Source organism: Curvivirga sp. (assembly GCF_965219885.1).
Taxonomy (GTDB): Bacteria; Pseudomonadota; Alphaproteobacteria; order UBA8366; family Aestuariispiraceae; genus Curvivirga.
Genome location: NZ_CBDCOT010000009.1, coordinates 1,128,716 through 1,142,909 on the forward strand (window position 1 = coordinate 1,128,716; position 14,194 = coordinate 1,142,909).

A 14,194-nucleotide genomic window follows, 5' to 3' on the forward strand; every position below is an offset into this window, starting at 1 on the left:
ATGCTGTAAAAAATGAAAAAGCCTCAGATATTTCTGAGGCTTTTATTTTTATTAATCAACCATTGTGTTTTTGAGGGCTGCATTCCCTCTGCGACGAAGTAAATCGGCTTCATCCGGTCCGACGATTAACTCCATTAACCGAGAGGCAATATGGACATAAGCATAAGCGGTCGGAATGAGATCTTCTGGTGCTTTTGGTAAGGCTTTTAAAAGGCCAGTTGTGTAGTTCTCAAAATGCTTTTCAAGTTTGGAAATAATTGCCAGACAATTGGATTGATTACCGAGTTGTTTGGAAATAGCATTGATGTCATGAATGGCTTGTGCACGGCGTTCTGCAACTTCGAAATCATGGTCATTTGGCATTTCCGCAAGCTTTGGTACAAGGCCGCCGGATTTAGTTGGTAAAGCACGCATAATCCGTTGTTCGGCATCACGTAGGAACTTTACATCGATTGCTTCACTTACCTGTGCGCGGGCCTTAAACATCCGCTGCCCCCATTCACCGTCACGGGTGATACCCATATTATCGGTAACCTCTTTAAAGCCTTGGGCAAAGAAATAGATATCTTCTACAACCGCAGCTTCATTAAACTCACCTTTGGCAGAGCTGCGTTTCACTTTTCCTGCAGTTTCTTCTAGTTCATCAATTGCGATTTTACCGACAACACCGATATCTGTCTTCTGCAGCATCGCATCATCCCCTTTGCGGGATAAAGTACGTAAGATCTGGAAAATAGATGAAGGGCGTAATAGGCGTGCAGTAATTGCAAGTAAGAAATAAACTTCATCGCCCGGGACTTCATCGGCAATTTCAGTATAACCGCGCTTAGCAGCCAGAATTTCAGGCTCAGCTAGATCGTGGATCGGTTTCGCGCGCATTTCGGATTTTGCATGTTCAAGGAAAGGTGCAATACGTAAACAACCTGCCATTTCAATAACATCATTCAAGCGATTTTCACCACCGAATTTTTTAGCCATTTCTCGCATGGCTTTATCATTCACATTTACAGATTTTAACGCATCACTCATCAGAGATGCACCATGAGCCCAAAGCGCTTTAGCAGCTTCCAGTGTTGCTTCGTCATCACCTTCGCGCTGGGCATCAGTATATTCTTTGGCAAGCGAAGGATAGGTGTCTTTTGCTAATTCCTTGGTAAACCATACCCACATTGGTTGAATTGTTGAGCGATCAATATGGCCGGTTGGTTTGGGATCGGGTTTGCCGTTTACCAGCATATCTTCAAACGGCAGGCAAAAGATACGCTGTGGTGTGTGAACACGTTCCGCGCGGATTAAGGCCAGTGATGGTCTTAATAATTGCATAATAGCATTATGTGGTAAGCCAAGTTTATTGGCGCCACGATCTAACTCAACTTTCGCGGCGAGTTTTTTTAATTCTTTCTCACTTAAAGAAGTGATCAACATTTGGAGTTGTTGGCCCGCATCCATCACAAAATCTCCATCTTGGTATTGCGAAGGGCAGCCTCTGCACCATCTTTCATGTCTTTTAGATATTTAACGCGGCCAAGCCAACGGAGCTGGGCTGTACGTAACTTAAGCCAATTTTCTTTTTCTTTCTCATCTGTGATGATGGGTTTAGGCAGGACCGGTACAAAAGGCGCTAGCGCAGCCAGACATTCTCTTTGGCGGAAACGTTGTGCATTAATATGATATTCGCGTGAATCAAGAATGCGTTCCCACCCATCGATCATCAAATCTAAAGCATCACGAATTTTTATAATATTGTCGCGCAACTTGTCCCATTGTAGGACGGACTGGTCGAGATTCTTATATACCAAATCCAAATCTTCCACGTATTTTTCCGCAGCTTTAATCGTAGCAAGGGCAGCAATAGAAGTAAGCTGTGCCATTTCGGATTCTTCAACAGGTTCAGGAATTAGCCATTGGCGCAAATCATCACTAAAGGATTGCATACGACTAAGGATATCGCGGACAGGGCCATTCATACCCGTATGAGGGCCACCAAAATCACGCATGACCTGACTGATATCTGATAATCGTTCAAGGATGGTTTCTTTTTGTAAACCATGTGTTTCAGCAAAGCGTTCCAATTCAAGAGCAGCGGTATTGCGGCCCTCGTCTGTGGCCATATTCACATGTTCAGGCGCATTGTTACTGCCATGCTTTTGAATCAAATCATCAGCCAATGCATTTAGAATTGCCGGTTCCATATTGGCGAAAATAACGCGTTTAGAACGCGCGATACGCATCATATCAATGCCGCCTAATCCTGTTTCGCCTATTTCCATACGCAACTGACGTATGGTGGAAGAGTTAAGGGTCTCAACAAGTTTATCCGATGAAGAGTCTTCATCTTTATCGCCTTGGATCAAGTTAGTGATTGCTTCATGCAAGGCACGATCAAAAACAGTTAGGCTAACAAGTTCAGGAAGCTTATCAAATGGAAGGACATTTGCGACTAGTTTATCCGCAAATCCAGGTAAAATTACTTCTAGTCCCTTTTTTCCTTGGCGTAAACGCGCATAGGCAACGGGACGTGTAGTAAAGGGAAGTGCCAATCCGCGATCCTCTAAGGAATTAGGCAGATATTTCTCCGTTACTTCTTCAACGGGGGCTGTATTTTGGGATGACCATCCGCTCATGGACAAACAACTCTATTCACCGACTAAACAAACCAAGATCGGTATCTTCCCCCCAAAGTTTACCGAAACGAAATAGATAGAAATCTAGCATATATGATGCCCCTATTCGTCTGAAAAGCCAATATAAATTTGAGAAAAACCTAGGATTTGTGGCGATTTTTTACGTTTTTAATCTAAATAGTGATAAGACTCCGGACTTGGCTTTGATATTATTGAATAATATTTAATTCAGGAATTCTAATTTAAGAATATTTCTAAATCTCTATTTTAAATTGTTTTGTGTATTTCTATATTGCTAGATATGCGTGTACTAAACTATAAATTATGGAGGTTGATATGCTCAACAGGACTATTGCGCTGACGCGGTTCGCCCATAATAGCCAGATAGAATTAAAGTAGCGTCGTAGATATCCGGTAAGAAAAGATAGAATAACCCACCATAAAGCGGATCCTAAAAAGACGCCGAATACCACTAAGATTTTTTCAGCGCCACTTTCTCCCGTCGTGATGCCTAAACCTGCAAAGATAGCGATAAAAGATATGATGGTTAAAGGGTTGCTGATTGTTAACAGAAAGATTGTGAGAAATCCTTTTGCTTTTTCTTTGTGACTAGTTTCTTCGAGTTTGGCGTCTTCAGGGGGGTGGCGCAGAATCTTTATTCCAAGATATAACATGAAGAGACATCCTAATAATGGTGCCCAGAAATCAAAACCGAATCCGCCGATCTTATAGGTAGACGTTAAGTTATCTAATGTTAAAAGTCCGAAAGCTGCAATAATGCCGTATGCGGCGTCGGCTACAGCTGCTCCCATCCCTGAAATGAAGGCGGTTTTCATGCCTTTTGTCAGGCCTGTTCGTATTACCAATATACTAATTGGACCGACAATTGCTGCGATTGATAAACCGACCAAAATAGATTTTATAAAGATGAGGAGCATTTTTTATTCCATTTATTAAGAACTATACACAATGTGATTATAAATAGCATGTATGATTGTAAATTGTAGTTATATATGTAAAATTATGAAGGTAAATAATTTCTGTTTGTAAGATATATGTATGGATTATTTTATGATTATTGAATTAGACGATTTGGACAAAAAATTATTGAATGCGTTACAAAGGGATTCTCGTCAGTCTTTTAACGCATTATCCAAGCTAACCGGGGCTTCTACACCGACAGTGGTGGATCGTGTTAGGCGTCTGGAAGATCAGGGTGTTATTCAAGGCTATAGTGTTACGATTGATCGTAAAAAACTGGGTTGGGAACTTACATCAATTATCCGGGTCGTTTGCCCACAAGATCAATATCAAAAGGTTCATCGTCTTGCTCAAGACATGGTTGAGATATTGGAATGTCACCATGTTACCGGTGAAGACTCGTTCTTTATCAAAGTTATTGCGAGAGATATCGTGCATCTAGAATCTGTAATTTCACGCTTTTCCGGTTTGGGGCGGAGTATATCTACGATTGTGCTATCATCTGCGGTTGAGGGCAAATCTATTAAAATTCGTTGAAAATGGGGCTGGGAAATAAAAAAGGCGAAGCAAGAAGATGCTTCGCCTTTTTCGTTTTGATCAAATAATATTAAACGTCGATCAATAGACGTTGTGGATCTTCGATGCACTCTTTCAAACGTACAAGGAAGGTCACTGCTTCGCGACCATCAATAATACGGTGGTCATAGGAATGCGCCACATACATCATATTCCCAACGGTAATGTTGCCCTGATCATCACAGATTGGACGTTTCTGAATCTTGTGCATACCTAAAATGCCAGATTGCGGTGGGTTCAAGATTGGTGTGGACATCAAGCTACCAAAGATACCGCCATTGGTAATAGTAAATGTACCACCCTGCATCTCTGCCATTGTTAATTTACCATCGCGTGCACGACGGCCAAAATCAGCAATGCCAGCTTCAATTTCGGCAAAACTTAGTTTATCGCAATCGCGTAATACAGGAACAACCAGACCTTGTGGCGTGCCCACGGCAATACCAATGTCATAGTAGTTTTTGTAGATTACCTGATCTCCATAGATCTCCGCATTCACAGCTGGTAACTCTTTCAATGCGGTTACTGCAGCTTTCACAAAGAAACTCATGAAGCCAAGTTTCACATCATGTTTCTTTTGGAAGGATTCTTTATACTCGTTCCGTAAATCCATCAAAGCCGTCATGTCGATTTCGTTGAAAGTAGTCAACATCGCAGCTGTGTTTTGCGCTTCTTTCAAACGTGTGGCAATGACTTTGCGAAGCTTGGAAAGCTTAACACGTTCTTCACCACGTGGATCCATAGGACGTTCCGGTGCAGGCGCAAATGTTTGCGCTGCTGGCACTGCTGACGATGCAGGCGCCGCTGCAGATGCTGCAGGAACGGCTGCGGCATTGCCGGACAAGAAGTTTTGAACATCTTCCTTGGTGACATTGCCTTTTGGACCCGTTGCAGGCGCTTGGGATGCATCCACATTGTTTTCCGCAGCCATTTTTGCAACAGCAGGGGATAATGTTTCATTGCGTTCTGCTGCAGGCGCAGGTGCTGCAGCAGGTGCTTCTTCTTTTGCGGCTTCCTTAGCTGGTGCCGCAGGTGCAGCGGTTGCTTCTGCGCCTTCTTCGATACGACATAACAAAGCGCCAACTTCAACATCGGTGCCTTCTTCGACAACGATTTCTGTGATAACACCTGCCACAGGGGAAGGAACTTCGACAGTAACCTTGTCAGTTTCAAGTTCAACAATTGGGTCATCAACTGCAACAGCTTCGCCCACATTCTTCATCCAACTGTTTACAGTTGCTTCGGAAACGGATTCACCCAAAGTTGGGACTACAATATCTTTTGCCATATTTTTTGCTCCTGTTTGAGCTTCTTTTATAAGCTCTCATTTTGAGCAGGAAATGATGGAGGCACCCATCACTTCCTGTGTGAATTAACTCAGCGTAATTGCTTCTTTAACCAATGTCTCTTGTTCGATCTTGTGACGACCACCACTACCTGTTGCAGGGGAGGCTGCTTCTGCACGACCAACATAACGCGGGCGGCTACAAACTTTATTTCCGGAAGCACCGATAACTTTTTCAAGACGGCGATCTACAAAGAACCATGCACCGTTATTTTCAGGTTCTTCCTGACACCAGACGACTTCCGCATTCGGGAAGCGACTTAATTCAGTTTCCAGAGCTGAGTCCGGGAATGGATAAAGTTGTTCAAGACGCATGATGTAAACATCTTTGATGCCTGCCTCATCACGTGCTTCCGCCAGATCGTAATAAACCTTACCAGAACATAGAACGACGCGTTTGATGTCCTTATCAGCTGCTAATGTATTCTCGAATTGTGCGTCATCCCACAAGACACGGTGGAAAGTCGCCTGTTCAGAGAATTCAGAAAGTTTACTGACGCAACGCTTATGACGTAACAAGGATTTAGGACTCATTACGATCAAAGGTTTGCGGAAATCACGACGTACTTGACGACGTAACGCGTGGAAATAGTTGGCAGGCGAAGTAATATTACAAATTTGCCAGTTATCTTCTGCGGAAAGTTGAAGGTAACGTTCTAGGCGTGCAGAACTATGTTCCGGCCCCTGACCTTCAAAGCCATGTGGTAACAGCATGACCAATCCGCACATGCGTAACCATTTACTCTCACCAGAGGCAACAAATTGATCAATAATCACCTGTGCACCATTGGCAAAATCACCAAATTGCGCTTCCCAGATCACTAAAGAATGTGGTTCTGCTGATGCATATCCATATTCATAACCAAGCAATCCAAATTCAGACAGAGGGCTATCAATCACTTCATAACGCGCCTGACCAGTGCGGATATTATTCAGTGGGATATATTCGCTTTCATCTTTTTGATCGATCAATACAGAATGACGATGCGAGAAAGTGCCACGTTTGCAATCTTCACCGGAAAGACGAATGGTTGTGGATTCACATAATAATGTACCAAACGCCAAAGCTTCTGCAGTACCCCAATCAATGCCTTCGCCAGAATCAAACATTTTCTGTTTGGCTTTTAATTGGCGTACGATTTTGGAATGAACATTGAAGTTTTGAGGATAGCTCGTAAGCGCTTGTCCGACTTCTTTGAGTAGATTTTCTTCAACAGAAGTCTCACCGCGACGTGCATCTCCGGCAGCCAGACCTAAACCAGCCCATTTACCTTCAAACCAATCGGCTTTGTTTGGCTTATATGCTTTGGCAGATTCAAATTCAGCTTCCAGTTCGGCGATATGTTTATCAACAATCGCTTTTCCTTCACCTGGTTGAATTACGCCTGCATCTTCAAGACGTTTGGCATAGATTTCCTGTGTACGCGGATGTGTGCCGATACGGTCATACATCAATGGTTGGGTGAATTTAGGTTCATCCCCTTCGTTATGACCATGACGGCGGTAACACCACATATCAATAACGACGTCTTTCTTGAACCGTTGGCGATATTCCATCGCCATACGTGCTACGTGGATACATGCTTCCGGGTCATCGCCATTCACATGGAAGACGGGGGCATCAACTGTTTTCGCCATATCAGAACAGTATGGAGAAGAACGGGAATAACGCGGAGAGGTGGTAAAACCAATTTGGTTATTGGTTGCGATGTGGATCGTGCCACCTGTCTTGTATCCATTAATTTGAGAGAGCAAGAAGGTCTCAGCAACAATACCCTGACCAATGAAGGCGGCATCCCCGTGAAGCAATAAGCCCATCACTTTGGAATGATCTGTATCACCACGTTGATCCTGTTTTGCACGCACCTTACCTAGGACAACTGTATTCACGGCTTCCAAATGACTTGGATTGGCAGTTAAGGATAAATGGATTTTCTTACCGCTAAACTCACGATCGGCAGATGTACCTAGATGGTATTTCACATCGCCAGAACCTTGAACATCTTCTGGATTGGCACTACCACCTGCAAATTCATTAAAGATCGCGCGATAGGGTTTATGCATGATATTGGCAAGAACATTCAGGCGACCACGATGGGCCATACCCAAAACCACTTCTTCTAAACCAACTTCTGTACCGCATTTGAAGATCTGTTCCATCAATGGCACTAAGGCCTCGCCACCATCAAGACCAAAACGTTTTGTGCCCCGATATTTCTTATCAAGGAAAGTTTCAAAAACATCTGCCTGCGTTAAGCGATCCAAAATTGTGCGGCGACCAAGATCGGTAAAATCTTTGCGGTTTAATGTGGATTCCATACGTTCCTGAATCCAGGCTTTTTCCTCTGGATCCTGAATATGTAGGAATTCGACGCCAATATTGCCGCAATAGGTTTGCTCACAAATACTTACGATTTCACGTAAGGTTGCAGTTTCCAAACCTAAAACATAGTTGATGAAAATTGGATGATCCCAATCTTCATCCCCAAAACCATAAGAAGCTGGGCTTAATTCCGGATGCTCACCGCGATCTGTTAGATCAAGAGGGTCCAATGTCGCATGTAAATGACCACGCATACGATAGGCACGGATCAACATTAATGCGCGAATGGAATCAAGGGTTGCTTGCCTGATTTGGCCTGCTGGCGCTGCTGCGCCTGCAGAAATATTCTTTAACTGGGACATCAAGGCATCAAGAGTGGCATTTCCGGATGCCGTATCTTTTTCCATTAATGCATCTGAAAGTGAGGTACCAGCATCAGTTCGTCCACCGACGACTTTAGTATCTCTTTTTTGCCAACTTGGGCCAAGATCACGAGTCACGAGATCATCAATCTCTTCATCTAACCCGTCAAAAAAAGCCACCCAGCTTTCATCTACCGCAGCGGGGTCCGCCTGATAGCGCTTATACATTTCCTCAATATAAATTTCATTTGCCTGAAACAGAGGGGATGTATCGCCTAAATACGCCATGAGCGCATCTCCTTAACCGTCAAAACGTAGGATAGACGCAGATCATAGGTCGGCCGTCATGAGGAAAGTTAGTCCTTAAATCCTAATCGGAAACTTGGAATTCCCTATCGGCGGTTCCGGTCTATGAAACGGTTCTATCCGTTCTTCTCATTGGGCCTAAAAATTATTTTCTAGACCTTGTTGTTTGAAGCTTACCCAGAATATCTGGATTTACTTCAGGTTCTAAATAAGAAGGGGAAGCCTTTTTGACTTCCCCTCATTATCTTTAACCTTTAATGGTCTCCAACATTGTGGAGCCCAGTGCGGACGGGCTCGCCGCCACATTGATACCAGCAGATTTCATCGCTTCGATTTTAGATTCCGCGGTACCTTGTCCACCAGAAATAATCGCACCGGCATGGCCCATACGTTTACCTGGAGGCGCTGTTACACCAGCAATAAAACCAACCATTGGCTTTTTAACTTTGGAAGATTTGATGAATTCAGCAGCTTCTTCTTCCGCTGTACCACCAATTTCACCAATCATGATGATGCCTTCTGTTTCGTCATCATCTAGGAACATTTCCAAACAATCGATGAAGTTTGTGCCATTTACTGGATCACCACCAATACCGATACATGTTGTTTGACCTAGGCCAACAGCTGTTGTTTGACCAACAGCTTCATATGTTAATGTACCAGAACGGGATACAACGCCGATTTTACCTGGTTGGTGAATATGACCTGGCATAATACCAATTTTACATTGGTTAGGTGTGATCACGCCCGGGCAGTTTGGACCCACAAGACGCGTTTTGGAGCCTTGTAAGGCGCGTTTAACCTTAACCATATCCTGCACAGGAATACCTTCTGTAATACAGACAGCTAATTCCATTTCAGCATCGATTGCTTCTAGGATTGCATCCGCCGCGAATGGAGGCGGTACATAGATAACAGTCGCATTTGCATCAGTGCGATCTTTTGCCTCGGCAACAGTATTGAAAATAGGCAGATCCAAATGTGTGCCGCCACCTTTACCAGGTGTTACGCCACCAACCATTTGTGTGCCATATGCAATCGCTTGCTCAGAGTGGAAGGTACCTTGCGCACCAGTGAAACCCTGACAAATGACCTTTGTATTACGATCAATAAGAACGGCCATTAGCTTGCCTCCTTCACTGCTGCAACAATTTTTTCAGCTGCGTCTTCCAGATTATCAGCGGAAATGATTGGCAAACCACTTTCAGCCATGATTTCTTTACCACGCTCCACATTTGTACCTTCAAGACGTACAACAAGTGGCACATGCAGGCTGATTTCACGTGCAGCCGCAACAACGCCTTCGGCAATCACATCGCAACGCATGATACCGCCAAAGATGTTAACCAGGATGCCTTCTACATTTGTGTCTGACAAAATGATCTTAAATGCTTTGGTGACACGTTCGGTTGTTGCACCACCACCCACGTCTAGGAAGTTAGCCGGTTCGCCGCCTTTTAGTTTAATGATGTCCATTGTTGCCATTGCAAGGCCGGCACCGTTCACCATACAACCAATCGCACCATCAAGTTTGATATAGTTTAATTCATGCTTGGCTGCTTCCAACTCGGCTGGATCTTCTTCGTCTTCGTCGCGCATGTCGGAAATGTCGCCATGGCGGAATAAGGCGTTATCGTCAAAACCCATCTTTGCGTCCAAGGCGATCACTTCGCCGGCGCCTGTAATAACCAATGGATTGATTTCAACCATATCAGCGTCAAGTTCAACAAAGGCTTTATACATTGCCATCAAGAACTTGGTGCAGGATTTGATTTGATTACCTTCAAGACCTAGGCCGAAAGCAATTTTACGACAATGGAAGCCGGAAATACCGGAAGCCGGATCAATGGTTGTTTTGATAATTTTTTCAGGCGTTGCTTCTGCAACATCTTCAATATCCATGCCGCCTTCAGTGGAAGCCATAATCAAAACACGACTTGTCGCGCGATCTAGTAACAAGGACAGATACATTTCTGTTTGAATGTCGCATCCATCTTCAATGTAAAGTCGTTTTACTTCTTTACCATTTGGGCCTGTTTGCTTTGTTACCAAAGTTTCGCCCAACATAGCTTTTGCGTTTTCGCGTACATCTTCTACAGATTTCGCTAGACGCACACCACCTTGGTCAGGGTCGCCTCCTTTGAAACGGCCTGCGCCGCGGCCACCAGCGTGAATTTGTGATTTAACAACCCAGATTGGGCCGCCCAGTTCGTTCGCAGCTTGAACAGCTTCATCAACAGTGTATGCAACTTTACCATTTGGCACAGCGACACCGAATTTACGAAGCAATTCTTTTGCCTGATACTCGTGAATGTTCATGGTTCTCCGGTTTCCCTCCCGGTTGACCCTGTTTGAATTTTCTTATCAGATTTGAAACTGGGGATGCCAATTTCATCTCTTGAATTTCGAAAACCCCTGTTAGGGCCGTGGTGAAATTTGTTATTTACTCGATAGTTGAATTTATGAACGAACGTTCATAAAATTACGAAAAGTCGCATTCAGACAATTCAACCGTCGCAGTTCCTTAATTTAACAGCAAAAATTCAGTGCGCAACCGCCCAAATTAAAATTTTTGCTGCCATGCACCTAAAAATTGCTGTTTTTTAGGGTGAATGTGATCACAAAATGCCAAATTTAGGGTAGAAACAAAAAAAGCGGGACAATCTGCCCCGCTTTTCAAATTTTATTTTAAAATGAAAAAAATAGAATTTTTGACGAAAATATCCGTCAATTTTTCAATTTTTAACCTTCCATGCCATCAACAACCGCGTTCAAATCTTTCACTGCTTGAACAGAATTATCGAACATTGCACGTTCGTCATCATTCATTTTAATCTCAACAATCTTCTCAACACCATTTTCACCGATGATGCATGGAACACCAACATAAAGGTCATCCAAACCATATTCACCAGAACAATGTGCCGCACATGGAAGAAGTTTACGTTTGTCTTTCAAATAAGCATCTGCCATTTCAATTGCGGATGATGCAGGGGCATAGAATGCGGATCCGGTTTTCAACAGACCAACGATTTCAGCACCACCATCACGGGTGCGTTGAACGATTTCGTCGATTTTTTCCTGAGTGGACCAACCCATTTCAATCAAATCAGGAACGGGAATACCAGCTACTGCTGAATAACGTGTTAATGGAACCATTGTGTCGCCATGACCACCCAATACAAATGCGGTTACATCTTCAACAGAAACATTGAATTCTTCAGCCAAGAAGTAACGGAAGCGCGCGGAATCAAGAACACCTGCCATACCGACAACTTTGTTTGTTGGAAGGCCAGATGCTTTTTGTAATACACCAACCATAACGTCCAGTGGATTTGTGATACAAATAACAAATGCGTTTGGACAGTTGTTTTTGATGCCTTCACCAACGGATTTCATCACATTGGTGTTGATACCGATCAAGTCATCACGGCTCATGCCTGGTTTACGTGCAACACCCGCGGTTACAATCACGACATCTGCGTCTTTGATTGCTGCATAATCATTCGCGCCTGTCATACGTGCATCAAAACCTTCAACAGGGGAAGATTCAGCTAAATCTAGAGCTTTACCTTGCGGAATACCCTCTGCGATGTCGAACAATACAACATCACCTAGTTCTTTTAAACCAGCAAGATGTGCCAATGTGCCGCCAATGTTACCTGCGCCAACCAATGCAATTTTATTGCGAGCCATGATTAATTCCTTCCGAAAATTGTTACCATAAGTGAGTATGGAACGGGTTGGGAAAGCTTCGTCGGGTTTCGGCTTAGTAAACCCGGAAGCGAAAAGTTGTAGCTTTGGTAAACCATGAGGAAGAAAATATCAAGAATTTGCGTATAGGCGACATGAAACATTGATGCAGCGCAGTTTAGGCATAGTGGTAATTTAAATTAGAATTCATTGATATTCGTTAAAAAACATTTGATTAACCGAAGAAAACTAATTATGTCGCACCCCAATAAAAAATATGTCTTTGAGATCTGATACCTTATTTTCCAAATTAACCTCGGTTAACAAAAGGGAAATGCAAATCAGGCATGTTAACGTTTTTTTAAGACTCTTGAGCTAGTATTTTACATAAGAAAAGAGCGGGCGGGGAAATGAGAGTAAAGAGTTTGAAGCGCAATATTGCGGTGTTATGTGCCATGATAATCATGGGGCTAACGCCTTCTTATGCATATGCGGCTGAAAAGCTTGAAATCCTTTCTATTCACTATCCTCCCTTTATCATTGAAAATTCGTCAGATGGTCGTCGTGGATATGATGTAGAAGTAACAGAGCTTGCCTTACATGTAGCAGGTTATGATCCTGTGTTTATCTTTCAAGACTGGGAAACAATTCAAAACCGGGTTAGAGCGGGGCAAGCCGCGGCTATTCAAAGCTGTACGCATAGTCAAAAGCGTGAGGAATGGATTGAATTTTCAAACCCGGTGAGTTATTCGACGCGCGGTTTTTTTACCATGAAAAAGAATATCAGGTTGATAGAGCCTGTCATGTTAGATGCGCTTGATAAATATTCTGTAACAGCCGTGAAAGATTATGGGACCGCATTTGAATTGGAAAATGCTGGATTGTCTCTGGGAGAAAAGCCGCTTACAGATAAAGATGCATTTTTCCAACTGGAAGATGGTGGTGTAGATCTATTTTATTCCACAGGTGAATTTGGGAATTGGTATGCGCGAAAAGAATTGGGTTTTGACGATACTCTAAGATTTTATAAGCGAAAAGGGCGCCCCTATTACCTATGTGTTAGCAAGGCTTGGCCAAACTATAAAACGATCGTAACCGATTTTAATATTGCTTTAGCAAAAATTCGCCAAGATGGGCGATATGATGAAATTCATGCAAGATATGGCAACTAGTTCTCAGTGAATGGCCGCATTGCACGCCTTTTTTTTGCCGCATTTTAACAATACTAGTAAAAGCTTCTCCAAAGATAAAATTAGTGAGGCTATTCGTCTGGTCAAAAGCTTCTCTATATTCTATAGAGCTAAGAAGTTAGAACATTTCCTTCTCATTCAAGTTTAAAGATCGATCTTTTCATGAATATATTCTCTCCTTTACGCCGTCTGTATGACTGGACTATGGATTTGGCGGCTCATCCTTATGCGATTTGGTGGTTGGCGCTGGTGGCCTTTGCTGAAAGCTCCTTTTTTCCTATTCCGCAAGATGTGATGATGATCCCAATGATTTTGGCAGCAAGAGAAAAGGCATTTAAGATTGCTCTGGTTGCTACAATTGCAAGTGTTCTTGGTGGTGGTGCTGGTTATATGATTGGCGCGGGGTTATATGATGTTGTCGGTCGTCCGATTATTGACTTTTATGGATATGGCGAAAAGTTTGGTACTTTCCAAGGTTGGTATGAACAATGGGGAGAATGGATTGTAGCGGCTGGTGCCTTTACACCAATCCCATATAAAGTGATTACAATTGCAAGTGGCGTCGCTGAGATGGATTTAACAAGCTTTATGTCTGTGTCTGTTGTTGGACGTGGAGCACGTTTCTTTGCATTGGCAGCCTTGCTTTGGTTCTTTGGAGAGCCAATCCGTCGACTAATCGAAGAAAGGTTTGGTCTTATGACAACTCTTTTCTTTGTGTTGGTTATTGGCGGATTTGTATCCTTGAAATTTATCGTGTAACGAAAGATAGAGATATCTTGCAATGTGACTGGATA

Annotated in this window: 11 protein-coding genes; 3 read left to right on the forward strand and 8 right to left on the reverse strand. The window is 43.2% G+C overall.

Annotated features, from left to right (window positions below; all coding sequences use genetic code 11):
- Positions 1-51: 51 nt before the first annotated feature.
- The 3 genes from ACOQOA_RS10835 to ACOQOA_RS10845 form a co-directional block, all read right to left on the reverse strand.
- On the reverse strand, positions 52-1,449 hold the full coding sequence (locus ACOQOA_RS10835; RefSeq protein WP_420548648.1) for a hypothetical protein: 1,398 nt from the start codon (positions 1,447-1,449) through the stop codon (positions 52-54).
- Positions 1,449-2,624 carry a hypothetical protein gene (locus tag ACOQOA_RS10840; protein WP_420548649.1) on the reverse strand — a complete coding sequence of 392 codons (1,176 nt, stop codon included), beginning with the start codon at positions 2,622-2,624 and terminating at the stop codon, positions 1,449-1,451. The genes ACOQOA_RS10835 and ACOQOA_RS10840 overlap by 1 nt, the downstream gene beginning before the upstream one ends.
- Positions 2,625-2,911: 287 nt before the next feature.
- Positions 2,912-3,562, reverse strand: a complete 651-nt coding sequence (locus ACOQOA_RS10845) for a LysE family translocator (RefSeq protein ID WP_420548650.1) — start codon at positions 3,560-3,562, stop codon at positions 2,912-2,914.
- A 133-nt stretch (positions 3,563-3,695) separates the two neighbouring features.
- On the opposite strand from ACOQOA_RS10845, the gene ACOQOA_RS10850 reads away from it, so the two are divergent.
- Entirely contained in the window at positions 3,696-4,142 is a 447-nt protein-coding gene (locus ACOQOA_RS10850; RefSeq protein ID WP_420548651.1) for an Lrp/AsnC family transcriptional regulator, read from the forward strand.
- 70 nt (positions 4,143-4,212) lie between these two features.
- On the opposite strand, the gene odhB is transcribed toward ACOQOA_RS10850, so the two are convergent.
- The 5 genes from odhB to mdh all read right to left on the reverse strand — a co-directional run bounded on the left by odhB (position 4,213) and on the right by mdh (position 12,213).
- Positions 4,213-5,469, reverse strand: coding sequence for a 2-oxoglutarate dehydrogenase complex dihydrolipoyllysine-residue succinyltransferase (gene odhB, locus ACOQOA_RS10855; RefSeq protein ID WP_420548652.1), 1,257 nt, complete (start codon positions 5,467-5,469; stop codon positions 4,213-4,215).
- An 84-nt stretch (positions 5,470-5,553) separates the two neighbouring features.
- Positions 5,554-8,499, reverse strand: a complete 2,946-nt coding sequence (locus ACOQOA_RS10860) for a 2-oxoglutarate dehydrogenase E1 component (protein ID WP_420548653.1) — start codon at positions 8,497-8,499, stop codon at positions 5,554-5,556.
- A 265-nt stretch (positions 8,500-8,764) separates the two neighbouring features.
- On the reverse strand, positions 8,765-9,640 hold the full coding sequence (gene sucD / locus ACOQOA_RS10865; protein ID WP_420548654.1) for a succinate--CoA ligase subunit alpha: 876 nt from the start codon (positions 9,638-9,640) through the stop codon (positions 8,765-8,767).
- Positions 9,640-10,836 carry an ADP-forming succinate--CoA ligase subunit beta gene (gene sucC, locus ACOQOA_RS10870; RefSeq protein ID WP_420548655.1) on the reverse strand — a complete coding sequence of 399 codons (1,197 nt, stop codon included), beginning with the start codon at positions 10,834-10,836 and terminating at the stop codon, positions 9,640-9,642. The genes sucD and sucC overlap by 1 nt, the downstream gene beginning before the upstream one ends.
- Positions 10,837-11,259: 423 nt before the next feature.
- Entirely contained in the window at positions 11,260-12,213 is a 954-nt protein-coding gene (mdh, locus tag ACOQOA_RS10875) for a malate dehydrogenase (protein ID WP_420548656.1), read from the reverse strand.
- Between the two features lie 407 nt (positions 12,214-12,620).
- On the opposite strand from mdh, the gene ACOQOA_RS10880 reads away from it, so the two are divergent.
- Both ACOQOA_RS10880 and ACOQOA_RS10885 read left to right on the forward strand, forming a co-directional pair.
- Positions 12,621-13,382: a substrate-binding periplasmic protein gene (locus ACOQOA_RS10880; protein WP_420548657.1), complete on the forward strand. Its 762-nt coding sequence runs from the start codon at positions 12,621-12,623 to the stop codon at positions 13,380-13,382.
- 180 nt (positions 13,383-13,562) lie between these two features.
- On the forward strand, positions 13,563-14,159 hold the full coding sequence (locus tag ACOQOA_RS10885) for a YqaA family protein (RefSeq protein ID WP_420548658.1): 597 nt from the start codon (positions 13,563-13,565) through the stop codon (positions 14,157-14,159).
- Positions 14,160-14,194: the final 35 nt, after the last annotated feature.